Source organism: Alphaproteobacteria bacterium, assembly GCA_040218575.1.
Lineage (GTDB): Bacteria > Pseudomonadota > Alphaproteobacteria > JAVJRE01 > JAVJRE01 > JAVJRE01.
In genome coordinates this window covers 210,604-235,019 of sequence record JAVJRE010000007.1, presented here as the reverse complement: position 1 = coordinate 235,019, position 24,416 = coordinate 210,604, and the positions used below count along the sequence as shown (strand labels likewise).

General features: G+C 64.9%; 24 protein-coding genes. 11 read left to right on the top strand and 13 right to left on the bottom strand.

The features are described 5' to 3' along the window. Positions 1 to 8 precede the first annotated feature (8 nt). From trkA to RIE31_10485, 10 genes are all read left to right on the top strand, one after another. Positions 9 to 1,385, top strand: coding sequence for a Trk system potassium transporter TrkA (gene trkA, locus RIE31_10530; protein MEQ8641020.1), 1,377 nt, complete (start codon positions 9 to 11; stop codon positions 1,383 to 1,385). An 18-nt stretch (positions 1,386 to 1,403) separates the two neighbouring features. Then, entirely contained in the window at positions 1,404 to 2,264 is an 861-nt protein-coding gene (locus RIE31_10525; GenBank protein MEQ8641019.1) for a D-amino-acid transaminase, read from the top strand. A 4-nt stretch (positions 2,265 to 2,268) separates the two neighbouring features. Beyond that, complete coding sequence (locus RIE31_10520; GenBank protein MEQ8641018.1) at positions 2,269 to 2,949, top strand: HAD family hydrolase; 681 nt, start codon at positions 2,269 to 2,271, stop codon at positions 2,947 to 2,949. Positions 2,950 to 3,052: 103 nt separating this feature from the next. Continuing rightward, positions 3,053 to 3,313, top strand: coding sequence for an RNA chaperone Hfq (gene hfq / locus RIE31_10515; protein MEQ8641017.1), 261 nt, complete (start codon positions 3,053 to 3,055; stop codon positions 3,311 to 3,313). 121 nt (positions 3,314 to 3,434) lie between these two features. After that, entirely contained in the window at positions 3,435 to 4,661 is a 1,227-nt protein-coding gene (hflX, locus tag RIE31_10510) for a GTPase HflX (GenBank protein MEQ8641016.1), read from the top strand. Positions 4,662 to 4,946: 285 nt separating this feature from the next. Next, positions 4,947 to 5,234, top strand: a complete 288-nt coding sequence (locus RIE31_10505) for a co-chaperone GroES (GenBank protein ID MEQ8641015.1) — start codon at positions 4,947 to 4,949, stop codon at positions 5,232 to 5,234. A 12-nt stretch (positions 5,235 to 5,246) separates the two neighbouring features. Next, positions 5,247 to 6,911, top strand: a complete 1,665-nt coding sequence (gene groL / locus RIE31_10500) for a chaperonin GroEL (protein MEQ8641014.1) — start codon at positions 5,247 to 5,249, stop codon at positions 6,909 to 6,911. A 226-nt stretch (positions 6,912 to 7,137) separates the two neighbouring features. After that, positions 7,138 to 7,935, top strand: a complete 798-nt coding sequence (locus RIE31_10495; GenBank protein MEQ8641013.1) for an inositol monophosphatase family protein — start codon at positions 7,138 to 7,140, stop codon at positions 7,933 to 7,935. A 115-nt stretch (positions 7,936 to 8,050) separates the two neighbouring features. Further along, a complete protein-coding gene (locus RIE31_10490; GenBank protein ID MEQ8641012.1) occupies positions 8,051 to 8,929 on the top strand; it encodes an NAD(P)-dependent oxidoreductase in 879 nt (292 codons plus the stop codon). Positions 8,930 to 8,965: 36 nt separating this feature from the next. Then, the gene (locus RIE31_10485) at positions 8,966 to 10,402 is read left to right on the top strand and encodes an amidohydrolase family protein (protein ID MEQ8641011.1); all 1,437 of its coding nucleotides are present in this window, start codon (positions 8,966 to 8,968) and stop codon (positions 10,400 to 10,402) included. 32 nt (positions 10,403 to 10,434) lie between these two features. Here the strand turns inward: RIE31_10485 and RIE31_10480 are convergent, their stop codons facing one another. The 12 genes from RIE31_10480 to RIE31_10425 all read right to left on the bottom strand — a co-directional run bounded on the left by RIE31_10480 (position 10,435) and on the right by RIE31_10425 (position 23,163). Continuing rightward, on the bottom strand, positions 10,435 to 11,583 hold the full coding sequence (locus tag RIE31_10480; protein MEQ8641010.1) for a mandelate racemase/muconate lactonizing enzyme family protein: 1,149 nt from the start codon (positions 11,581 to 11,583) through the stop codon (positions 10,435 to 10,437). Beyond that, a complete protein-coding gene (gene mazG / locus RIE31_10475; protein ID MEQ8641009.1) occupies positions 11,580 to 12,527 on the bottom strand; it encodes a nucleoside triphosphate pyrophosphohydrolase in 948 nt (315 codons plus the stop codon). The genes RIE31_10480 and mazG overlap by 4 nt, the downstream gene beginning before the upstream one ends. Positions 12,528 to 12,852: 325 nt before the next feature. Continuing rightward, positions 12,853 to 13,647 (bottom strand): MBL fold metallo-hydrolase, encoded by a 795-nt coding sequence (locus RIE31_10470; GenBank protein MEQ8641008.1) that lies wholly within the window; start codon positions 13,645 to 13,647, stop codon positions 12,853 to 12,855. Further along, positions 13,644 to 14,435 carry a TatD family hydrolase gene (locus RIE31_10465; GenBank protein MEQ8641007.1) on the bottom strand — a complete coding sequence of 264 codons (792 nt, stop codon included), beginning with the start codon at positions 14,433 to 14,435 and terminating at the stop codon, positions 13,644 to 13,646. The genes RIE31_10470 and RIE31_10465 overlap by 4 nt, the downstream gene beginning before the upstream one ends. Before the next feature lies 1 nt (position 14,436). Continuing rightward, on the bottom strand, positions 14,437 to 15,993 hold the full coding sequence (gene metG, locus RIE31_10460; GenBank protein ID MEQ8641006.1) for a methionine--tRNA ligase: 1,557 nt from the start codon (positions 15,991 to 15,993) through the stop codon (positions 14,437 to 14,439). A gap of 49 nt (positions 15,994 to 16,042) precedes the next feature. Further along, on the bottom strand, positions 16,043 to 17,113 hold the full coding sequence (locus RIE31_10455; protein MEQ8641005.1) for a DNA polymerase III subunit delta': 1,071 nt from the start codon (positions 17,111 to 17,113) through the stop codon (positions 16,043 to 16,045). Continuing rightward, the gene (tmk, locus tag RIE31_10450) at positions 17,106 to 17,786 is read right to left on the bottom strand and encodes a dTMP kinase (protein ID MEQ8641004.1); all 681 of its coding nucleotides are present in this window, start codon (positions 17,784 to 17,786) and stop codon (positions 17,106 to 17,108) included. Before tmk ends, RIE31_10455 begins: the two co-directional genes overlap by 8 nt. 16 nt (positions 17,787 to 17,802) lie before the next feature. Beyond that, positions 17,803 to 18,948, bottom strand: a complete 1,146-nt coding sequence (locus tag RIE31_10445) for a D-alanyl-D-alanine carboxypeptidase family protein (GenBank protein ID MEQ8641003.1) — start codon at positions 18,946 to 18,948, stop codon at positions 17,803 to 17,805. 65 nt (positions 18,949 to 19,013) lie between these two features. Continuing rightward, a complete protein-coding gene (locus tag RIE31_10440; protein MEQ8641002.1) occupies positions 19,014 to 20,003 on the bottom strand; it encodes a septal ring lytic transglycosylase RlpA family protein in 990 nt (329 codons plus the stop codon). Positions 20,004 to 20,054: 51 nt separating this feature from the next. Beyond that, positions 20,055 to 21,080 carry a lytic murein transglycosylase gene (locus RIE31_10435; GenBank protein ID MEQ8641001.1) on the bottom strand — a complete coding sequence of 342 codons (1,026 nt, stop codon included), beginning with the start codon at positions 21,078 to 21,080 and terminating at the stop codon, positions 20,055 to 20,057. 221 nt (positions 21,081 to 21,301) lie between these two features. Further along, a complete protein-coding gene (locus RIE31_10430; GenBank protein MEQ8641000.1) occupies positions 21,302 to 22,048 on the bottom strand; it encodes an SDR family oxidoreductase in 747 nt (248 codons plus the stop codon). After that, on the bottom strand, positions 22,045 to 23,163 hold the full coding sequence (locus tag RIE31_10425) for a VCBS repeat-containing protein (GenBank protein ID MEQ8640999.1): 1,119 nt from the start codon (positions 23,161 to 23,163) through the stop codon (positions 22,045 to 22,047). The genes RIE31_10430 and RIE31_10425 overlap by 4 nt, the downstream gene beginning before the upstream one ends. A gap of 77 nt (positions 23,164 to 23,240) precedes the next feature. Here RIE31_10425 and RIE31_10420 point away from each other — a divergent pair, with 77 nt between their 5' ends. Beyond that, positions 23,241 to 23,660, top strand: a complete 420-nt coding sequence (locus RIE31_10420; GenBank protein ID MEQ8640998.1) for a VOC family protein — start codon at positions 23,241 to 23,243, stop codon at positions 23,658 to 23,660. A gap of 15 nt (positions 23,661 to 23,675) precedes the next feature. Here RIE31_10420 and RIE31_10415 read toward each other — a convergent pair whose 3' ends face one another. Continuing rightward, a complete protein-coding gene (locus tag RIE31_10415) occupies positions 23,676 to 24,404 on the bottom strand; it encodes a hypothetical protein (protein MEQ8640997.1) in 729 nt (242 codons plus the stop codon). Positions 24,405 to 24,416: the final 12 nt, after the last annotated feature.

The window sequence follows — 24,416 nt, the reverse complement described above, 5'->3', positions numbered from 1 at the left end:
GCTGGACAATGAAGGTCGTCGTGTGTGGCGCCGGTGTGGTTGGCAGCAATATCGCGGCCCGTTTGGCGTCGGAGAACATAGACGTGGTGGTTGTCGACCAGTCGGCCGATCTGGTGCGCCGGGTTACCGACCAGCACGATGTTCAGGGAATCACTGGTCACGCATCCCACCCCGATGTGCTGGAGCAGGCCGGCGCTGGCGATGCCGACATGCTGATCGCCGTGACGCAGATTGATGAAGTCAACATGATCGCCTGCCAGGTCGCTCATTCCCTGTTCAATGTGCCGATGAAGATCGCCCGGGTGCGAGAGCAAAGCTACCAGCGACCGGAGTGGTCGGCCCTGTTCAGTCGCGAACATATGCCGATTGACATCATCATCTCGCCTGAGACCGAAGTGGCCAACGCCGTTGCCCGCCGCCTGCATGTGCCGGGGGCATTTGACACCGTCTCCCTGGCTGAGGATCGGGTGCGGCTGGTTGGCGTGCGGTGCAGCGAGGACTGCCCCATAGTGCAGACGCCGCTGCGCCAGCTCACCTCACTCTTTCCCGATCTCAATATCCGGATCGTCGCCATTCAGCGTAGCGAAACGGTTATTGTGCCCCACGCGGACGATCACATGGAGGTTGGCGACGGTGTCTATTTTGTCGTCGACACCGACCATATTGTCCGCGCCATGGCGGCCTTTGGCCATGAAGAGCCTGAGGCGCACCGCATCGTTATCATCGGCGGCGGCAATATCGGCCTTGGCGTGGCGCGTCAGATAGAGCGTGACGACCCGTTATCCTCCGTCCGCCTTATCGAGCGCGACCGCGAGCGGGCGGTGAGCGTCGCCGCCCAGGTGGAGCGGACCATGGTGATTCACGGCGACGCGCTGGATACCGAGATTCTGGAAGAGGCAAGGGTTTCGGCGGCGGAAACCATCGTTGCCGTCACCGCCGACGATGAAGTGAATATTCTGAGTTCGCTCCTGGCAAAGCGGGCCGGCGCGCGGCGCTGTATCACACTGATTAACAAGACCACCTATGGTCCGCTGGTGGGGCCACTGGGAATCGATGTGGTGGTCAGTCCGCGGGCCCTGACCGTTTCCACCATTCTTCAGCACGTCCGGCGTGGCCGTATCCGGATGCTGTACTCGATTCTCGACGGCGCGGGTGAAATCATCGAAGCCGATGCGTTGGAAACCTCGCGCATGGTCGGTGTGCCTCTGCGCGATGCGCGTCTGCCGTCCGGCGTTATCATCGGGGCCCTGATCCGGGCCGGTGATGTTATTATCCCGCGCGGTGATACGATCATCCGCGTGCATGATCGGGTGGTGCTCTTTGCCATCGCCGCGTCGGTCAAGAAGGTTGAGCGGGTCTTCTCGGTCCGCCTGGATTTCTTCTAGAAACGGGAGTCACGGGGCATGAGTCGGATCGCCTTCGTCAACGGGCGCTATGTGCCGCAGGCGGAAGCCGCGGTTCATATAGAGGATCGTGGCTACCAGTTTGCCGATGGTGTCTATGAGGTGGTCACCGTTTGGCGCGGCCGTATGGTGGATGAAGCAGGCCATCTCGATCGTCTGGACCGGTCGCTGGCGGAGTTGCGTATTGCCGAGCCCATGACTCGCCCCTCACTGCAGTTTGTTATGCGGCAGATTGTCCGGCGCAACCGCATTCGCAATGGCATGGTCTATATGCAGGTGACGCGCGGCGTGGCGCGGCGCGATCATCCGTTTCCCAAGGGGGTCGCGCCCTCCATTGTGGTTTCCGCCAAGCGGGTTCCGCCGCAGAAAGCCTCGCTTGTTGAAGAGGGCGCCAGGGTAATCTCCATCCCCGATATTCGCTGGTCGCGGCGTGACATCAAGTCCATTTCGCTATTGCCGAATGTGCTGGGTAAACAGGCGGCCATCGAGGCGGGCGCGGTCGAAGCCTGGCAGGTGACGCCGGATGGCTTTGTTACTGAAGGCACCGCAACCAACGCCTGGATTGTTGACCGCGATGGACGATTGATCACGCACCCGACCACCCATGACATTCTGGGCGGCATCACCCGCGCCTCGCTGCTGGCAGTGGCGCGGGCGCATGGCATGGAGGTGGAAGAGCGCCGCTTTACGCTGGAAGAGGCGCGCGGCGCCCGCGAAGCCTTTCTGACCAGCGCCACCAACTACGTGCTGCCTATTGTCCAGATCGATGATGCGGTGGTCGGCAACGGTCGCCCCGGGACGATCGCGCTGCGGTTGCGCTCGCTGTATATGGACTTCATGGATCGTGCGCCGGCGGCCTGACATCGTGTCAGACCAACCGCCGGAGCCCTCGTTTGCGCCAGGCCGTCCGCGGGCTATCGTTTTCGACTGGGACAATACCCTGGTCGACTCATGGCCGCTGATTCACGAGGCCTATGCCGCGACTCATAGGGCGCTGGACCTGCCGGAGGTATCGCTTGCGGAACTCCAGGCGACGGCCCACGAATCGCTGCGCGACCGCTTTCCCCGTATCTATGGTGAGCGCTGGCAGGAAGCGCGAAGCATCTACTTGCAGACTTTCCTGGAGCGCCATCTCGACCGGCTGACGCCGTTGGCCGGTACGGCGGCGGCGCTGGCCCGCCTGCATGGGGCCGGCATCTACATGTGCCTGGTGTCCAACAAGGTCGGGGCGACCTTGCGGGCGGAGGTGGCGAAGCTGGGCTGGGAGCACTTTTTCGGCGCCATGATCGGGTCCGGCGATGCGCCCGCCGACAAGCCGGACATCGCCCCCGTCCTCATGGCCCTTGCGCCGGGCCATATGGCCCCGGGGAGCGATGTCTGGTTTGTCGGTGATTCAATCATTGACCTGGAATGCGCCCACCGGTCCGGCTGTCTGCCGGTGCTGGTGGCGGAAAACAGCCATTCCAACGCACAGACAGGGGCTTTTCCTCCGCGCCTTCGCCTGACCGCCACCCATGAACTGGTTTCCCATGTGGGTCTGGCCTAGGTAAGCTTGGTCAACGCCTGAAGTCGCATCATAGCGACGGGCGCAAACGGGGGGCGCCGGGCAATCGGGATCAAATCATCCTGTGGGCCGGCGGACGGGAAAAATGGCAAGTGATCGGTCGCAGAACCTGCAGGACACGTTTCTAAATCATGTGCGCAAGGCAAAGACTCCGGTGACGGTGTTTCTGGTGAATGGCGTGAAATTGCAGGGTGTCATCACATGGTTCGACAATTTCTCGATCCTGCTCCGGCGGGAAGGGCATTCTCAACTGGTCTACAAGCACGCCATCTCCACGGTCATGCCGGGTGTGCCGATTCAGTTGTTCGACGGGGACCGGGAGGATTCAGACGAGCAACCTGACTGAGCCGGACCTGACCGGAACCATTGGCGCCGGCGAACCGTCGGAGGTCCGCGCCCTTGTCCTGCATCCGGTCGTGCGTTCAGCCGGCCGCGGCAGGTCCAGGCATGACCAGGCCGCGAATGTGGTGGCCCGCGAGCCGGAGGCCCGTCTGGCCGAGGCGGTCGGTCTGGCCGAGGCCATCGGTGTCCGGGTTGTCCGCGCCGAATGCCATCGCCTCGATCAGGTGCGCCCGGCCACCTTCCTTGGTCGTGGCGTGGTGGAGCGTCTGGCCGAAGAGATCGCCGCCCAGAATATCGCCCTGGTCATCATGGATGCCCGTATCAGCCCGGTGCAGCAGCGCAATCTGGAGCAGGCGCTGGCCGTCAAGGTGATTGACCGAACCGCATTGATTCTGGAGATTTTTGGTGACCGCGCCCGCACCCATGAAGGGCGCCTGCAGGTGGAGCTGGCGGCGCTCACCTGGCAGCGCAGCCGCCTGGTCCGGACCTGGACCCATCTGGAGCGCCAGCGCGGCGGCTTCGGCTTCCTTGGCGGGCCCGGTGAAAGTCAGCTCGAAATCGACCGTCGGCTGATCGATGAACGCATTGAGCGCATCAAGCGTGACCTTGCCGGCGTTGTGCGGACGCGGAGCCTTCACCGCCGCGCCCGTCAGCGTGGTCAGGTCGCGGTGGTGGCGCTGGTTGGCTATACCAATGCCGGGAAATCGACGCTCTTCAATGCGTTGACCAAGGCCCATGTGGACGCCAAGGACATGCTGTTTGCCACCCTCGACCCGACCATGCGCCGGCTCGACCTGCCGTCGGGCCGGACCATCGTTCTGTCGGACACCGTTGGGTTCATTTCCCGGCTGCCGACCGAGCTGATCGCTGCTTTCCGGGCGACCCTGGAGGAAGTGCGTTCGGCCGACCTGCTTTTGCATGTGCGCGACATCGCCCATAGCGAAAGCGCGGCGCAGAAGGCCGACGTGCTGCAGGTTCTGGAGGATCTCGTCGGCGGAGCGGGGGACGGCGCTGACGGATCACAGATGCCGCCGGTGATCGAAGTGGCCAACAAGATGGATCTGTTGCCGGAGGGGGTGTCGGCCGGCGACGGCGCGATTCCGGTATCGGCTGTTTCAGGCCGCGGGCTGGACCGTTTGCTGGCGGTGATTGATGAAGCTTTGGCCGGCGACCGTCGCGTGCTGGATATCCGCCTGGCCAATGATGACGGGGCGACTCTCGCCTGGCTGTACCGGCGCGGGCGTATCCTGTCGCGTCATGACGAGGGCGCTCAGGGTATGCGGCTGCGGGTCAGCCTGGCTCAGTCTGATGCGGCCAGACTTCAGTCAACGCATAAAGAATCAATACTATAACATTAATATATAACGGTTAAACCTCCTAGGTCCTGCCGAATCATATTGGAAGGGCACGTTGGAAGCTCGCGACGGTTGACGCCATGCGAAGGCCGCCTCGGGCGTATTGACAGTGGGTTTTCAATCCCTATATTGCCGATTGTTAGCACTGTCGAAGAGTGAGTGCTAAATCACCATGGCAATGGCGCGCCGGCAGGCGGGCAGGTGTACGCAGAGGCTGGATTTCCGGCCTGTCGTCGGCCTGAGTCGCCAGCACCGGCAGCCAAGGATTGAAGGGAAGCGTCAATGAAGTTTCGTCCACTGCATGACCGGGTGATGATTCGCGCTATCGAGGCCGAAGAGCGTACGGCCGGCGGCATCATCATTCCCGACACGGCTCAGGAAAAGCCAATGGAAGGCGAGGTTCTCGCCGTTGGTCCGGGGTCTCGCGGGGAAGACGGCAAGATTACGCCGCTCGACGTCAAGAAGGGAGATCGGGTGCTCTACGGCAAATGGTCGGGCACCGAGGTCAAGATCGACGGCAAGAACGTGCTGATCATGCGCGAATCCGACATCATGGGCGTGATCGCCTAAGGAGCAAGGACTATGGCATCCAAAGATATCAAGTTTTCGACCGACGCGCGGAACAGAATGCTCCGCGGCGTCAACATCCTTGCCGACGCGGTCAAGGTGACGCTTGGCCCGAAGGGCCGCAATGTGGTTCTCGACAAGTCGTTCGGTGCGCCGCGCATCACCAAAGACGGTGTGACGGTGGCCAAGGATATCGAACTGTCTGACAAGTTCGAGAATATGGGCGCCCAGATGGTGCGCGAAGTCGCCAGCAAGACCAATGACCAGGCGGGTGACGGCACCACCACCGCGACGGTTCTGGCCCAGGCCATTGTGCGCGAAGGCGTCAAGGCCGTGGCCGCCGGCATGAACCCGATGGACGTCAAGCGCGGCATCGACAAGGCCGTCGAGGCCGCTGTCGCTGAGGTGAAGAAGCGCTCGCGCAAGGTTCGCACCAGCGAAGAGATCGCCCAGGTTGGCACCATCTCGGCCAATGGTGAGCGGGAAATCGGCGAGATGATCGCCCGCGCCATGGACAAGGTCGGCAATGAAGGCGTCATCACGGTTGAAGAGGCCAAGAGCCTGGAGACCGAACTGGAAGTGGTCGAGGGCATGGAGTTTGATCGCGGCTATCTGTCGCCGTACTTCATCACCAACGCCGAAAAGATGACGTGCGAGATGGAGAATCCATACATTCTCCTGCACGAAAAGAAGCTCAGCAATCTGCAGTCCATGCTGCCGCTGCTGGAATCGGTTGTGCAGTCCAGCCGTCCGCTTGTCATCATCGCGGAAGACGTCGAAGGCGAAGCCCTGGCTACCCTGGTGGTCAACAAGCTGCGCGGCGGCCTGAAAGTCGCCGCCGTCAAGGCGCCGGGCTTTGGTGATCGCCGCAAGGCTATGCTCGAAGACATCGCCATCCTGACCGGTGGTCAGGTGGTCAGCGAGGATCTGGGCATCAAGCTGGAAAGCGTCGACCTCAAGATGCTCGGCACCGCCAAGCGCATGGTCATCACCAAGGAAGAGACCACGGTGGTTGACGGCGCTGGCAAGAAGTCGGAGATCGAGGGGCGCTGCAATCAGATCCGTTCCCAGATCGAAGAGACCAGCTCCGACTATGACCGCGAGAAGCTGCAAGAGCGTCTGGCCAAACTGGCCGGCGGTGTCGCTATCCTGCGTATTGGCGGCGGCAGCGAAATCGAGGTCAAAGAGCGCAAGGACCGTGTCGAGGACGCCATGAATGCGACCCGCGCCGCGGTGCAGGAAGGCATTGTCACAGGCGGCGGTGTCGCCCTGCTGAATGCCTCCAAGGTGCTGGCGAAGCTCGAAGTCGACAATGACGAACAGCGCGTCGGTGTGGACATCGTACGCCGCGCGTTGCAGTCACCGATCCGGCAGATCGTCGCCAACGCCGGTGGCGATCCGTCCATCGTCGTCGGCAAGATCTTCGAATCGAAGGATCCGGCGTTCGGCTATGACGCGCAGAACGACAAGTTCGGCGACATGGTCAAGGCCGGCATCATTGATCCGACCAAGGTCGTGCGTATCGCGCTGCAGGACGCGGCCTCCGTCGCCGGTCTGCTTATCACCACCGAAGCCATGGTGGCCGACAAGCCGGAAGACAAGGACGACGCGGGCGCCGCTGCCGCCATGGGCGGTATGGGTGGCATGGGTGGCATGGGCGGTATGGGAATGGGCATGTAGGCCTGATTGCCGGACCGTCCTCGCCAGAGGATGCCTCGCAAGAGGCACCTCGCACGTGAGGAATGGGAAAGGGTCGCGCCTGGCGCGGCCCTTTTCCTTTGGGCCAGGGCTGGTCTTTGGCCGTGCTATGGTCGGCCTACTCTGACCGCCGGACACATACGCTTCCCGCCGCTGGCAGCCGGTGCTCCGCCGGCGCCAAGGAATGGAGACGAGAGACGTGACAGTGATGCCCGATCCGCAACGCGTGGCCGATCTTCTCCGGCAAGTGGCCGCGGAAGAGATCATGCCGCGGTTTCAACGCCTTGCGGCCCACGAAATACGGGAGAAAACCGGCCCACACGACCTCGTCACCATTGCCGATGAGGCGTCGGAGCGGTTTCTGGAACAACATCTGCGCGCTCTTCTGCCCGGTTCGGTTGTGGTCGGCGAAGAGGCCACGGCGGCCAATCCTGGCCTGCTCGACCGGCTGGCTGACGCGGCGCCCGCCTGGATTATTGATCCGGTGGACGGCACCCGCAGCTTCGCGCGAGGCAAGCCCGGCTTCACGGTGATCGTCGCGCTCGCGGTGGCCGGCCGGACGCGCGCCGGCTGGATCTATGACCCGGTCGCCGATGAGCTGGCCATGGGCCAGGCCGGACAGGGGAGCACGGTCAACGGCGCGCCAGCCACGCTGTCGGCCGGTGGCGAAGCGAGCGATTTGCGGGGCTCGCTCGGTCTTGGTTATTTTCCACCGGCCGAGCGCAAGGCGCTGGAGCGGCGGGCGGCGGACCTGCCGGGTTTGCGCCCGTTGCGCATGGCGGGCCGGGAATATCTCGACCTGCTGACCGGCCGTATGGATTTCATACTCTATCGCCGTCTTATGCCGTGGGATCATGCGGCCGGGGTCTTGCTGCACGCCGAGGCCGGCGGCGAGGGACGTCTGGTGGACGGCGACGACTATCGGCCGACCTTGCGTGAGGGGCCCATCCTGCTGGCGCCCGACGCGCCGTCATGGCACGCCGTTCGCGCGGTTCTTTTTGATTGATCGGGCGGTTCGATTGGTGGGTCTGTTCGCCTGACGGGCCGTTCAGGTGCGGCCGATTGAGCCGCGCGCAAGCGGCTGGCTATAGTCGGGCAGAGACAATTCACGGAGGCGGGATATGGCGGAACGGCGCAGGGTCGCGTTCATCGGAATGGGGGTCATGGGTTATCCCATGGCCGGCCACCTTGCAGCGGCGGGCCATGATGTGACGGTCTATAACCGGACTTCCGCCAAGGCCCGGAAGTGGGCGGCGGAGCACGGTGGCACGGTCGCCGCGACGCCGGCGGCGGCGGCTGGTGGTGCGGAGTTCGTCATGGCCTGCGTTGGCAATGACGATGATCTGCGCAGCGTGGTGCTGGGTGATGACGGTGTTTTTGCCGGCATGGCGGCGGGCGCGGTCTTCGTGGACCACACCACGGTGTCGGCCGATATTGCGCGCGAGCTGGCGGCCATCGGTCAGGATCGCGGCATCGGTGTGCTCGACGCACCGGTCTCCGGTGGTCAGGCCGGAGCCGAGAACGGCGTTCTTACCATTATGGTCGGCGGCGGCGACGAAGCCTTCGCCAGGGCCGCCCCGGTGATGCAGGCTTATGGCCGCTCGGTCACCCATCTTGGCGCCGCCGGCAACGGCCAGCTCGCTAAGATGGTCAACCAGATCTGCATTGCCGGCCTGGTCCAGGGCCTGTCCGAGGCGATCAATTTCGGGCAGCGCGCGGGACTGGACATGGCCCGCGTCATAGAGGTTATCAGCAAGGGCGCGGCCCAGTCCTGGCAGATGGAAAATCGCGCCACGACCATGATTGCCGACAAGTATGATTTCGGCTTTGCGGTGGATTGGATGCGCAAGGATCTGGGCATTGTCCTGGAAGAGGCCGGCCGCAACGGCGCGCGCCTTCCGGTGACCGCCCTGGTTGACCAGTTCTATGCCCAGGTCCAGGCGCGCGGCGGTTCGCGCTGGGATACCTCCAGCTTGATCCACCTTCTGCGCCACGACTAGCCGCTTTATGCCGTCAACACCCGCCCACCAGCCGCCATGACCGACCTGTCCATCAGCAATGCCACGGTCATCACCATGGACGCCGGCCGTCGGGTGCTGCATGACGCCGGTGTGCGTATTGCCAACGGCGTGATCGAAGCGGTTGCGCCCATGGCCGATTTCGGCGTCGACGGGCTCAACGCCGCGACCATGCTCGATGGCCGCAACCGGGTCGTGTTGCCTGGCCTGATCGATGCCCACAACCATGCCGGCCACAATCTGGTGCGGACGCTGGCCATGCATGCGGGCCAGGCATGGAACGATGTGCTGGAAGAAATCTATGCGCGGGGCTCGACGGTCGGCTTCTGGCAGGCTGATGCCCGATTGTCCCTGCTGGAACGTCTCAAGGCGGGGGTTACCACGGCAGTCAGCCTGCTGGGTGGGGCAACCGACGTGATGCGCACGGACGAGGCCGCCTATGGCGACGCCCACCTGGATGCGGTGGAGGAATCAGGCCTGCGCACCATTGTCGCGGTGGGACCGGGCAGGGCGCCCTTTCCCAAGGCGTTCAGGCGTCTCGCCACCGGCAATGGCGGCACGGTCGACCACGACCTGGTGGTGAGCTTTGCCGGGCAGATGGCGGTGGCCGAGGATCTGATGCGCCGCCGCCACGATCCGCTGGGCCGGGGCACGGGCATTGCGCTGTTCCTGCCGGTTTATCGCGCGGCCGATCTGGCCGATGCCAGCGGCGCAGCAGAGATCAAGGCGATGGTCGCTCGCGCCGCGGCGGTGCGGGCGGAGCACCAGGTGATGTTTGTCCAGGATGGCCACAAGACAGGTGACCCGGAGCGTATGCGGGACTATGGCCTGCTTGGCCCCCACGCCCTGCTGTCACACGCCATTGACCTGAGTGAGGCGGACATTACGGCGGTTCGCGACAGCGGGTCGGCTATCGTCCATAACCCCAATGCCATCGCCGCGATTCATGGCCGCTGTCCGGTGCCGGAACTGCTCGCCATGGGTGTGCGTGTGGCCATTGGTTCGGATGCCGCCGCACCGGATCGTGGCGTCGATATGTTCCGCCACATGACCCAGTGCCTGCACTATCACCGCCGCCACTTTCGCGACCCTGACATATTGTCGGCCGGTCAGGCCCTGGCCATGACCACCATTGGTGCTGCGGCGGCGCTGGGCCTGGACCAGCACATCGGCAGTATCGAGACGGGCAAGGTCGCGGACATCATTCTTCTGGACGTGGCCCGACCGCACCTTACGCCCTTTGTCATGCCAGTGGCCCAGACAGTCCACTTTGCCAATGCCGCGGACGTGGATACGGTCATCGCCGGCGGTCGCCTGTTGATGCACGGTCGTCAGCCTCTGGCGGTCGTGGAGTCTGCGATTCTGGCCGCTGCTGAAACGGAGGCGGCGGCCGCCGTAGGTCGCGCCGGGGCAGGGCGCTGGCTTGAAGAAACGCCTGCGGTCTGGGGCGGTTGACCGTTTGAGGCTCACTCACCGGCCGGGCGTGGTTAGGCCCGCCCGCTCTCTGGGTGGTGGGCCTCTGCGTGGTAAAGCGCCTCCGCCTCCACCAGGGCTTCCTCATCCAGCGTGAAGCCAAGACCCGGCGCCTCCGGCAGGGTCAGCCAGCCCTCGTGCGGACGGAGGTCCGGCGTCGCTACCAGGTCATTCCGCAGGAGCTGCCACATGATCTGATTACCGTCGTCCAGGTTGGGAATGGCGCGGGCGATATGATGCTCGGCACAGGTGGTGATGCCCGAGGTGAAGGAGCTGTGAATACAGATCTTGAGACCCGCCGCCTCGGCCACGGCCGCGGCCTTCATCATGGGCTGGATGCCGCCGATCTCGCGCGGACCGATGCAGATCATGTCGGCCGCCCGCAGGCGACAGATTTCATAGACATCGAACAGGGTAAAGGCCGCCTGATCGGCGACGATGGGAATGCCGACCGCGCTACGCACATGGGCCATGGCCTCGATGCTCTGGGCCGCGGTCGGTTGCTCGATGAAGTCGATATCGAAGCGCTCCAGCTTGCGGCACATGGTGATGGCGGTCTGCGGGTCCCACGCCTCATTGGCGTCCAGGCGCAGCCGGGCATCGCCGATTTCCCGGCGGACCGCCGCCGTCGTCGCCAGGTCCAGCGCCTCGCCGCGGCCGGCCTTCAGATAGAACACCCGTTCTCCCTGGCCGGCGCCGTGCGCGGCATCGGCTGCCAGTTCTTCCGGCGTATCGCCCTGCAGAAAGTAGAAATAGCCAATCCGCTCGTGATGTGAGCCGCCGAACAGGTCATGCACCGGGCGGCCCGAGAGGCGGCCCTGCAGGTCCCACATGGCCATGTCGAGACCGGAGAAGACCTGATTGGCCGCGCGTAACACGCTGGCGCCGTGCCCGGCATAATCGGCGCTGAAAGCACGGCGGATCAGCGCCGCCACATCATAGGGAGAAGCGCCGATGAAGTGCCGCTTGAGCCGCTCCAGGATCAGTTTCAACGCCGCCTGATCCGGCGCCACCGTGCATTCGCCATAGCCACGGGTTCCGTCATCGGCCACCGCCTCCACCAGGTTGACCGCGAAGTGGGTCTTGGTGCCGAAGGCCCAGTGGTAGGGCTGACGCAGCGGCAGCAGGAGAGGGCGGATATTGATCTGGCCAATACGGGTCATGGGCGTTCCCGGCGTTTCGGTTCTGGTTCGACAGGGCTCGGTGAATGTCGTTTTTTGGCCGCCTGCCAGCAGGCCTCCAGCTCGGCCAGGTCCACATCCTCCGGCTTCAGTCCGCGCCCGGCCAGCATCTCCTCAATGGCCTGAAAGCGCCGGGTAAACTTGCTGTTGGCGTCGCGCAAGGCGGATTCGCTGTCAAGGCCCAGATGGCGCAGCACATTGACCGCGGCGAACAGAACATCACCCGCTTCTTCGGCCAGACGGGCGTCAGGCGCCGCCTCAGAGCCACCTTCCCGGTGGTCGGCCGGCCTGTTCCGCCGGGTGTTGCCGAGACGCGCCACCTCGGCCTCCAGCTCGCCAACTTCCTCGTGCAGCTTGGCCACCACTGGCTTCAGGTCGGGCCAGTCAAAGCCCACCCGGGCGGCCCGCCGCTGCAGCTTTTCCGCCCGGGCCAGGGCGGGCAGGGCAAGCGGCACGTCGTCCAGCACCCCCGGCCGCATACCGGCGGCGGCGGCACGGGCGGCCCGTTCGGCGGCTTTCTGCGCCTCCCACGGCCGCTCGCCGCCGCCGCTGGCTTCACTATCATCGCCGGAAGCGCCGGGCCCGGCCATCTGGCCGGTAGTTGTCGCGCCCGGCTGGCCGAACACATGGGGGTGGCGGCGGACCAGCTTGTCACCGATGGCGGTGGCAACGGCGTCGAAATCGAAAGCGCCGGCTTCTTCCGCCATGCGCGCATGAAAGACCACCTGCAGCAGAAGGTCGCCCAGCTCGTCACGGAGGTCCGCCATGGTGCCGCGCGCCACCGCGTCGGCCACTTCATAGGCTTCCTCGATGGTGTAGGGGGCGATGGTGGCAAAGGTCTGGCGGACGTCCCACGGGCAGCCGGTCACCGGGTCGCGCAGGCGGGCCATGATCTGGCGCAGCCGCTGCAACGGCGAGCCGGCCATATCACCGTCGCTCGGGCCGGCGCTCGAGCGGGAGCTAAGGCTGGTCTGGTCGGTCATGGCGCCCACCGGTCAGGGCCGGCCACAGGCGCCGGGCACGGCTGTATTCCGAAGCGCCGCAGGCCTGATCCATCCGGGTGTGGCGGGCGAGCGGGTGGGTTTTCTGTCGGAAAACGTCTTTCGACATCTCCGCAATAAATCGCATAATGTATATTATGGAAAATGTAACTATGCATCATAACCTATTCTCCTTAAACCCTAATTTCCCGTTAACGGCGGGAAAATCTTCGCGCCTTGCTGAAACATTTCGAAATATTGCGGCAACACTCTACTCCACCATCATCTCCAGCCCGTCATGGCCGGGAACCACCCCCGGCGGACAAAGCGCGGCAATCACTGCATAGTCAGTGGCGTGGCTCATATGGGTCAGCCAGGCCTGGCGCGGCCCCACTCTGGCAATCCACTCCAGGCTGCGGGCCAGATGGGAATGGGTCGGGTGCGGCTCCTGGCGCAGGCAGTCGACAATCCACAGATCAAGGCCATCAAGAGCCGCGAATGCCGTCTCCTCCAGCTCAACCACATCGGTTGAGTAGGCAAACCGGCCAATTCGGTAGCCGGTGGTCTCTCCGGCCGGCCCGTGACTCTGGCGGAACGGCAGGATATCCAGACCGGCGGCCGAAAAACGCTGACCATAGGCTATGGTCTGGCCTATCAATGCCGGTCCCAGCCGGCCAGTTCCATTATCTTTATCTATATCAAATACATAAGAGAAACGGCTGGATAATGACTCGAGGGTCTCAGCGGTGCCATAGGCCGGGATCGGCGCCCGGCTGGTGAAGTTGAAGGCGCGAAGGTCATCTATTCCGTGGGTGTGATCGGCGTGGCCATGGGTATAGAGCACCGCATCCACCCGGCGGAGCCCGGCGGCGGCGGCCTGCACACGGAAATCCGGCGACGTATCGATCACAAGGGTGCGGCCGTCCCCGGCCTCGACCAGGACCGATGGCCGGGTTCGTTGATTACGTGGATTGGCCGGGTCGCAGGCACCCCACTCCCCGTTGGACAGCGGAACCCCGCCGGAAGACCCGCATCCCAGCAGACGGATTTTCAGTCGGCCGTTCATGCGGCCAGCTGTCGCCGCACCTTATGGAACAGGCGGAAGAAATTGGCTGAGGTGGCGTCGGCCAGCGCTGCGGGTGACAGGCCTTTCAGTACCGCCAGACGTTCGGCCGTGTGGACCACCAGCGCCGGTTCATTGGTCTTGCCGCGATGGGGCATCGGCGCCAGAAACGGCGCATCGGTCTCCACCAGCAGGCGGTCCAGCGGCACATCGGCCAGGGTCTGGCGTATGGCCTCGGCGTTGCGGAATGTGACGATGCCGGAGACCGAAATCGAGAAGCCCATGGCCAGGGCCCGGCGGGCCAGCTCCGGGCCGGCAGTAAAGCAATGGATCAGGCCCGGGAAAGCCCCCTTTGTCTGCTCATCCTCCAGGATCCGCATGGTCTCGTCGTCCGCATCGCGGGTGTGTACCACAATCGGCAGGCCGCTGACCCGGGCCGCCGCGCAATGGGCCCGGAAGCTGATTTCCTGCCGCTGCCGGTCGCTGTGATCATAGTAGTAATCCAGCCCCGTCTCGCCGATGGCGACCACCTTCGCATGGGCGGTGGCGGCAATCAGCGGCGCCGGGTCATCCAGCCCCTCTCTGTCCGCCTCGTGCGGGTGGACGCCGACCGAGCAGAACACGCTGTCATGGGCTTCGGCGATGGCGCGGACTGCCGGAAAGGTGCTGAGGCGGGTGGAGATGGTCACCATGCAGCCCACGCCAGCGGCCGTGGCCCGGTCGATCATGGCCGAGCGTTCGCCATCATCCTTGGCCGCCATATCCAGATGACAGTGGCTGTCGACCAGCATGTCAGGCGTCCTCCGCCGCCTCGTCCACCAGCCGCGGGAACAGCGGGGCCGGCGCCGGCAGCGGTGCCCCGGGGGTCAGGCGCTGCCCTGCCAAAGCGGCAAAGTCGCGTATTTCCGGCGCCACGCCCAACTGGTCCAGCAACCGGCCCGCCGACTCCGGCATGACTGGCTGGACCATGATCGCCAGGTGGCGCAGGACCTCCGCCAGCGTATACAGCACCGTCGCCATGCGCTCAGGATCGCTTTTGCGCAGGGCCCATGGCGCCATTTCGTCCACATAGCGGTTGGCCGCGCCGACCACCTCCCAGATGGTTTCCAGGGCGCGGTGGATGGCCAGCCGGTCAAAGGCCTCGCGCACCCGCTCAGGCAGCGATCCCGCCGCCGCCAACAGAGCCGTATCGGCGCTGTGCAGGTCGCCCGTGGCCGGCACCCTGGCGTTGCAGTTGCGATGAATCTGGGTCAGCACCCGCTGCGCCAGGTTGCCCAGATCATTGGCCAGATCGGCGTTGATGCGCTGCACGGCGCCTTCATGACTGATCACGCCGTCCTGGCCGAAACTGATTTCCCGCAGCAGGTAATAGCGTAGAGGATCAAGGCCATAGCGGGCCACCAGCTCGTCCGGCCCGATGACATTGCCGACCGACTTGGACATTTTCTCGCCGGCGTTCAGGAGGAAGCCGTGGGCGAAGATGCGGTGCGGCACGGCCAGCCCCGCGGCCATCAGAAAGGCCGGCCAGTAGACCGCATGGAAGCGGGAGATATCCTTACCCATCACATGAAGATGTGCTGGCCAATACCTTTTATATGAAGAGCTTTCCGTGTCCGGATAGCCAAGTGCCGTGAGGTAGTTGGTCAGTGCGTCCAGCCAGACATAAACCACATGCTCCGGATCGTCCGGCACCGCTACGCCCCAACGGAATGTGGTGCGGCTGACCGACAGATCGCGCAGTCCCTGACGGACAAAGCTGATGATCTCGTTGCGCCGGCTGTCCGGGCCGACAAAGTCGGGATTGTCTTCATACAGCTTGAGGAGCGGTTCCTGCCACTGGCTGAGGCGGAAGAAATAGCTGGGTTCCTCCACCCACTCCGCTTCCGCCCCCGACGGCGCCCGGCGTATACCGTCGGGACCGAGGGTCAATTCGTCCTCGCCGTAATAGGCCTCGTCGCGCACGGCGTACCAGCCGGAATACTTGTCCAGATAGATCTGATCGCGGGCCACCAGCTCGCGCCAGATGGCCTGGACCGCCGTGTGGTGACGCGGCTCTGTCGTGCGAATGGTGACATCGTTGGACAGATTCAGGGTCTGGCCCATGGCCTGAAACAGGCCGGATATGTGGTCGGCAAAGGTGATCGGCTCCTGCCCGGCGGCTTGCGCCGTTTTCTCCACCTTCTGCCCGTGTTCGTCGGTGCCGGTCAGGAACAGGACGTCATACCCGTCAAGACGTTTGAAGCGGGCGATGGTGTCGGTGGCGATTGCCGTATAGGCGTGGCCGATATGCGGCGGCCCGTTGACGTAAAAAATCGGCGTGGTGATGTAGAACGGCGGTTTTCCGGCCATATTTTTGGCGCCCTCGCTTGCGCCGCTGGCCGCCGCTGCTGACGCCGGCTCAGTTCCGCGCCACGGTTTCGGCTATACCGCCGAACACCGAGATAACGGCTTGTTTTCGCTCCAAATTCAGAGGCTGGACCGGCCCCAGAGAGTGTCGGGTCTTGTCCCATACCGCCAGCCAGTCCGCAAGGTCCGCGCCGCCGCAGCCCCTTGTCGCCCGGGCCCGCGCGCGCTCCGCCACCGCGTTGAGCAGGGCATCGCTGAAAGCATCGAAAGCGGCCTCCTGGCCTGGCCGCGACAGGCGGTCGCCCAGCGCATGCACGGCCGCCCAGTCGAGATTCGGCAGGCCATCCAGCAGGGTGGTGATGGCCGAATGGACCTCCAGACCACCCGCCGCCAAAAGGCCCAGCGCCCGGCCCGGACTGCCGCCGGCCAGAGCGGCAAGGCCCCTCACCTGGCTATCGTCCAGATCCGGCCGTTCATGGCGCAACAGGCCCTGTACCGCGCTGTCGGTAAGCGGCGCCAGAGTCAGCCGGCGGCAACGCGAGCGGATCGTCGCCAGCAGCCGGCCGGGCGCATGGCCGACCAGCAGTATGAGGGCACGTTCCGGTGGCTCTTCAAGAATCTTAAGCAACGCATTGGCCGCATTGCGGTTCATCGATTCAACGCCGTCCACAATCACAACCCGCCAGCCGCCCATGGCCGGTGTCAGGCGAAGAAACCGGCCGATCTGGCGGACCTGGTCCACGGGAATGAGACCGCTTCCCTCCTCGCCGGCCAATACCAGCAGGTCGGGATGGGCGCCATTGGCCGTCTGGCGGAAGACCGGATGGGCCGGGTCGAGGGCCAGAGAGCCAGCCTCCGGCGGCCGCGCCGCCGGCAGATCGGTTGCGTCAAACAGGCCGTCGCCGGTCGCCGCCGCAACCGGCGCTCCCTGCGCCAGGACGAAGCGGGCAAAGCGGTGGGCCAGGGTAGCCTTGCCAATGCCGGCAGGCCCGACCATCAGCCAGGCATGTGGTAGACGATTGCTGTCCCACGCCTGACGCAACAGGGTTTCGGCCGTCTCATGGCCCACCAGGTCGGCTCGCTCACGGGGGGCCGTCGCCTCGCTTTCAGAGGCATCACTCATCGGCGCTTGCCGCATCCGGCGGCGCCATGCGACGCACCACCGTTTCCTGAATTATTCTGGCGATGGCTTCCGCAGACTCGGTTGCGTCCACCAGGACGCAACGCCTTGGGTTGGCGGCGGCGATCGCGCGGAAGGCCTGGTTCAGCTTGCGGTGAAAATCTTCACCCAGGCGCTCGTAGCGGTCATCCCCGCCGCGGTCACGGGCGCGTTGCAGACCCATTTCAAAGGGCAGATCCAGGATAAAAGTCAGATCCGGAGCAAATCCGCCGACCACCAGATCACGCAGGGTCTCAACCGCCGAATGGCCAAGCCCCTGGGCCACCCCCTGATAGGCCAGAGTAGAATCCGTAAAGCGATCACAAATGACGATGTTGCCGGCCTCCAGTGCCGGCCAGATGGTCCGCTCCAGATGGTCACGCCGGGCGGCAAAGTGGAGCAGCGCTTCGCTCATGGCGCTCCATCGGGTGGCTTCGCCACTCACCAGCAGCTTGCGGATTTCCTCGCTGCCTGGGGATCCGCCGGGCTCACGGGTCACCGTCATTGAACGGCCCGTGGTGGCGGCGAGCGCTTTGGCCAGGGCCTGAACCTGGGTGGACTTACCGGCCCCCTCGCCGCCTTCGAAGGTGATGAACCAGCCTTTGGCCGGGCTTTGTGCTGCGCGGGTCTCTGTCATGGTCGCCAGCCGTCCGTCAGGAGAAGGCCGCACCCCAGACAAGGTGGCGCAGCGCTGCGACCAGCCGGCCAAACATGCCAAGGCGCGCTCGTGATTCGCCGGCAAGCAATGGATAAGTCAAAGGCTCCATGTTTGGTGCGCTGATCACCAGGCGGGCGATGGGTGTGCCGGCCGCAAGCGGTGTGGCGATGGGGCCGTCATAGACCACCCGCACTTCCATCTCGCGACGCGCGGCCCGTGGCAGGGTAACCACCAGATCATCAGCAAGGACCAGCGGCACCGTGGCCTCCTGGCCCAGCCACAACTCCGCCTCGGACACGGTCTCATTGGCGGAGAACATCTTGTAGTTGCCGAACTCGCGGAACCCGAAATTGAACAACCGGGTCGACTCATCGGCCCGGGCCTGAACACTGTCGAGTCCATTGACCACGAGAATCAGACGCCGGCCGTCGCGTTCAGCCGATGCGGCCAGCCCATAACCGGCTTCTTCCGTGTGCCCGGTCTTGAGGCCGTCGGCGCCGATATTGCGGTAGAGCAGCGGGTTGCGATTGCCCTGGGTAATGTCGGAATAGGTAAACTCGGTCTCGCTGTAGTAGCGGTAATATTCGGGGAAGTTCTTAATCGTCAGCATGGCCAGACGGGCGAGGTCATGGGCGGTGGTGTGATGGCCGTCCGCCGGCCAGCCCGTGGCGTTCATAAAGAGCGTATCGGTCAGCCCCAGCTCGCGACCGCGTTCGGTCATGCGGTCCGCGAAGGCCTCTTCACTGCCGGCCAGGCCTTCGGCCACAACGATGGACGCATCATTGCCGGAATGGACGATGATGCCGCGAATCAGATCCTCGACCCGAATCTGGTCGCCGACTTCCACGAACATTTTCGAGCCGCCCATACGCCAGGCCTTCTCGCTCACCAGGAAGGTATCCTCGAGGGACAGGCTGCTGTTGGCCAGTTGCTCGAACAACATGTAAAGCGTCATGATTTTGGTCATCGACGCTGGCGGCATGGGAGTTTCGGCGTTCTTGTCCAGAAGGACGGTACCGGTCGCCATTTCGATCAGAACAGCTTCGCGGGCGCTGGACTCGATGGCCTGGGCATTAGCCGTTGCGGGCAGGACAAGGGCAAAGACCAGAAGCACCATGGCCGGAATGCGGCATGCAAACATGAACGACTCCCTGAACGACGGCACGGCAGGCTGAGGCGATAGACACGCCACCCAGAGCATCGCCTCTAGTCGACGATGACCTTGGCTTCCGGATAGCCGGCTTTGATGACCTCTTCTAGCATAGCGTCGGCCAATTCAATGCTTGTGATGGGGCCGAGGCGGACACGGTAGAAATATGCGCCGTTGCGGTCAAAGGCCGTAATCGTCACATCGCCAATGGCGGCCAGCCGCCGCTGCACATTGTAAGCATTGTCGTAAACGGTAAAGGCGCCGGCCTGAATGAACAGCCGCGTATTGCCCACGGCAACCACCGCATAGTCCGGATTGACCGTCACGGCTGGCGCCGCACCGGGGCTGATGACCGCCGGTGCCTCGCTCAGGGCAGCGGTGGCCGGAGCGGCCTCATCGCTCGCCGCCGCGGTGTCCTCGCTGCCGCCTTCGACTGGCTCCAGGCTGGATGAAGCGACCTGGGTCACCGGCACGGCGTCGACCGGCTGCACCGGTTGGATGCCGCTGCCGCCGCTGGCCAGCCGCAGACCCAGGCTTTCCTCCACCAGGATTTCGACCTTGACCCGCGCGGTGCCTCTGTTCTCAAAGCCCAGGAGCTGCGCCGCCCGCCGCGACACATCAATGATGCGGCCATGGGCAAAGGGACCACGGTCATTGACCACCAGATTGAGGGCGCGGCCGTTCTCCAGATTGGTCACCCGAACCGCACTGGGCATGGGCAATGTGCGGTGCGCGGCAGTCAGGGCGTTCTGATCGTAGCGGGCGCCGTTTGCCGTGGCCTTGCCGTGGAAGCCTGGTCCGTACCACGAGGCGATTCCGGTCTCCGCATAGCCGAAATCTTCCGCCGGATAGTACCACACACCACCGATTTCGTATGCGTTGCCCACCTTGTAGGGACCAAAATCCCCGGTGGACGGGCTGTCGCCGCCATTGACCTGCTTGACCGTGTGGGCGAGAAGCTGGGTTTCCGCGCAGGCCGTCAGAATCAGCCCGAGGAGCGTCAGGGCAACCGCCCGGCCGATTCGCCGCTCAGCGTGTATCGTCAATATGTTGTGCAACAGCAGAGTCCCGACCCAACCGGTGGAGGCTGCCGCACTCTACTGATCGACCTGCTGATCGGCAATGGCGTCGGCAAGTAAGCCAATGGAGGTGCCAAACGGGTGGGAGCGGTTCCAGCGCAGAATGACCCGATAGTTGTGCCGCACCAGATAGGCATGGCCGCCCGGACCGTCCGGCAGGACCAGCGATGCGTCCAGGCTGCCGTCCCCGGCCAGCGCCTGGCCATCCAGCCGGGTGATGCCCAGGACCGCCCACGCGCTGCGTGTCTTAATGATGTCGAGATCGGCCAGCGCCGCATCGAAGCCGGCCGGCAGACGCACCTCCTCGCCCCATTCGCCGCCCGCCTGCCAACCGAGATTGGCCAGGAAATTGGCGGCAGAGGCAAAGACGTCTGCCTGGCTGGTCCACAGGTCGCGACGACCGTCGCCATCATGGTCAACGGCATAAGCCAGGAAGTTGGACGGCAGGAACTGCACCTGACCGACAGCACCGGCCCATGACCCGCGGAAGTCCGCCTGGGCGATATAGCCCTCGTCCAGCACTTCCAGCGCGGCCAGCAGTTCCCGTCGGAAAAAGCGGGCACGGCGCGGATCGAAGGCCAGTGTCACCAGGGCGTCGATGACCGGAATCTCGCCGGTGAAGCGCCCGAAGGCACTTTCCATACCCCACAGGGCGACGATGTATTTGGCCTGCACCCCATAGGTCGTCTCTACATCGTCCAGCAGCGCGCGGTGTTCGGCCATACGCTCGCGGGCCAGGCGGATGCGCACTTCATCTACCCGTCGGGCAATGTAGCCGGCGTGGGTCTCGACGGTTTCCGGCTGGTTGCGGTCGGCCGATATGACCCGCTCCAGAGGGGTCACGCCGGCCAGGGCCTGGTCGAAGGTGGCGCCGGCAATACCGGCCGCAAGGGCCTCGACCCGCAGCTCCGCCAGCCAGGCCTGATACGCCGCCACGTCATAGTGGCTGGTGGCTTGCACCGGTGTGGCGGCTACCGCCATGACGGCGCCCACCGCCAGCAGGTGCAACAACGGTCGGGCAAGGCGGCGGAATGGTGATGGCACGGCGGGGGCTCCGTTGGCTGGTGTGGGTTCAGGACCGGCAGCGGCCCGGCGTCTCTGGCAACAGCATAGGGTCGCCATGCCGGAGCAGTTATCGCACGCCAGATACGCCAAACCCTGCCGGCTCCGTCAACAGGGAATGTGGCGCCGGTTTCCTCAGTAAATTGTGACAGGGGCCGGACGCAGTTTCCCGCCGGCTCGTCCGCAAACGCCATACGACCGCGTCAAAGGGCCATGCCGCCATCGATAATAAAGGCCTGGCCGGTCACAAAGGCCGCCTCGTCGCTGGCCAGATAGACCGCCATTGCGGCGATTTCCTCCGCGGTGCCAAGCCGTCCCACCGGCTGGCGGGCGATGAAGGCACTCCGGTTGTGCGCCTCGTCGCCGCCGAGGGCGCGGATGCGCTCGCCCAGCGACGGCGTGTCCACTGTGCCCGGGGCGATGGCGTTGCACCGGACCCCTTTGGCCACCGTGTCGGCGGCCACCGCTTTGGTCAGGCCGATCACCGCTGCTTTTGTCGCGCCATAGGCCACCCGGCTGGGCACGCCCTTCAGGCTGGAGACCACAGAGGCCATGTTGATGATTGAACCTCGACCAGCCGCCATCATGGCCGGCAGGAAGGCCCTGATCGTGCGGTACATGGATTTAACATTCAGATCGAAAGAAAGGTCCCAATTGTCTTCACTACAATCGAGAATCGTTCCCTGATGCACAAAGCCGGCGCAATTGAACAGGATGTCCGGCGCGCCATGGGCCGCCGCCGCCGCGCTGACGGCGGCGCTATCGCGCACATCAAGGCGCATCGTCGAAATCCCACGGGCCTCTCGCTCAAGGGCGGCCAGCGCCTGGCCGTTGATGTCGCTGGCCACCACCCGCGCGCCTTCGCTGGCAAAGGCCAGGGCGGTGGCCCGGCCAATGCCCTGGCCGGCGGCGGTAATGAAGGCAGTCTTGCCCTGTAGGCGTCCTGTCATGGCGCGAAGCCCCCCGAATGCATGACCACCACCAGCCGTCCGTCCGCCAGGCCGTAGGCGACCACCGGCACGGCTTGTCCATCGGGCCGCATGATCCGGCCTGATACCGTATTGGTGCTGACTGCGGCGCCATGGTCAATCCGCCCCGTTTCCCGCAATTGCCCGTTGTGCAGGACCATGATTCGCATGGCCCGCTGATTGGCTGCAGGGACGATGACTTCCGGCCGGCCGTCGTTATCGAGGTCGCCGATGGTGGCGAGAGACTGCTCTTCGCTGCCGAAGGCGTGGTTTGAGAAGCCGTCTGCCGCGGCTACCGGCTCCAGCCGGTCGGCCTGCCGTCGATAGATCGTCAGTGTGCCGCCGATATGCGGGGTCACGACGGCGGCCAGCTCAACCCGGCCATCGCCGTCCAGATCTGCCGCGCCAATCGGGTTGAGCCAGCGGTTCGACTGGCCGATGGCTGGCCCACGGGCGGTGATGGCCACCTGGCCGTCCGCTCGCGAAACAAAAACCAGTGCCGCACCCCTGCCCGCTGCCGACAGCACCGACACCACACCGGCGCCCCCATCGGGCCCGAGATCCACAATCAGCGGCCGGCGATCTTCGAACACCAGCGGCGGCTCAAGGACCAGCTCGTCCGCTGCGCCATCGGCAAATCGGACCATCAGCCCGGCCGCTTCCTGCTCGATGCCAAAGACGCCATGGCGGTAGCGGGCCGTGGGACGGGTCAGCCACGCCTGACGCACCGCCCCATCGCCCACCGCCGGCCGCGACCCGGCCAGCGCGCCGGCGGGCTCAGTGCCGGCCGGCCAGTCCAGAGAATGTGCCGCCGCCACCGCCACCAGTCGCACCGCATGGCTGTCGCCGTCCCCGCTCAGCGCTACCCGCCACCAGGCGCCGGCCCGATCCTGCATGAATACGCCGTCTCCCGTCGCCAGCCGCGCCACCCCGTCGATCGGCTGCATGGTCAGGCTGCGCGATCCGCCGGCCTCGCTTTGCGCTTCTGCTGCGCCGGCCAGGGCGCCGCCGGTCACGGCAAGGACCAGCAGCGCGGCGCCAAGACGGCGGGCAGTCGGGCGTATAAAGCGGATGTGTGGTTGCGTCCGCTGCGTCATGGGGTCAGCCTGCAGCCTGACGCTGACTCGGTCGCCTGCCGCACCGGTCAGCAGCCACCATCACGCCGGGGATAATCATGAAGTACCTGCACACCATGGTCCGCATCCGTGACGTTGAGGCGTCGCTGGATTTCTACTGCAACAAGCTCGGTCTGAAAGAGCTTAGCCGGTCCGACAGCGAAAAAGGCCGCTATACCCTGATCTTTCTGGCGGCGCCAGGCGACCACTCGGCCCAGGTGGAACTGACCTACAACTGGGACCCGGAGAGCTACAACGAAGGACGCAATTTCGGCCATCTGGCCTATGAGGTGGACGACATCTACGCCCTGTGCCAGCGCTTGCTCGACGGCGGCGTCACCATCAACCGGCCGCCGCGTGACGGACGCATGGCGTTTGTCCGCTCGCCCGACGCTATTTCCATTGAGTTGCTGCAAAAGGGCGACGCCCTTCCCGCGGCCGAACCCTGGGCTTCCATGCCCAATACCGGGCACTGGTAGGCGCTTCTCCGGGCCCTATGGCGGGGCACTCAGTCCCTGACGCAGCTCCGCCGCCCGTTCGGCGGCACCCGGCACAAAGGGATGCAGCGCCAGCATACGGTCCAGCGCGGCAAGCGCCTCCTGCGGCCGGTTAAGGTCGATATTGATCGCCGCCAGCAGGCCCCAGGCGCCAAAATGGCGCGGCTCCAGCTTCAGGGTGTGGTTGATGTCGGCCAGCGCGCCGCCCAGATCGCGTTGCCAGAACTTGGCGTGCGCCCGCTTGTTCCAGCCTTCCGCAAAGCCCGGCAAGGCCAGCGTCGTGTCTGTGAAGCGGTCGCGGGCGCGCATGAAGTTGCTTTGATTCATGTCCTCCATGGCCCGCCAATAGAGCTGGTTGACCGCCGCGTCGCCACTGTCGGACCAGATGCGCCATATCTCCGCCTCCACGTCCATCGCCTCGGCCGCGCTGGCGGCCGTCCGCAGGGATTCGAACAGGGCCGGCAGGCGGTCGTCGGTCTGGTCGGCGCTGGCCGGCGATGGGCTCACCAGCAACGCCGCCGCCAGCAACGTCGCGACCAGCCTGACTATGCGTATCCGGGTTGCAGCCGATTCGCGCCGGGCCAGCCGCCGCCCGGTGGCGCGGCCGGCGCCCTGTGCTCTGGCCGCCTCGCCCGGCCGGCCCGCGCCGCCCGCGCCGCGTGCCCCGGTTGCGGCGGCCCTGCGCCCGGTGTCAGTCTGCGCTGCGGGAAAGATCGGCGGTAGCAAGGGGGCCTCATT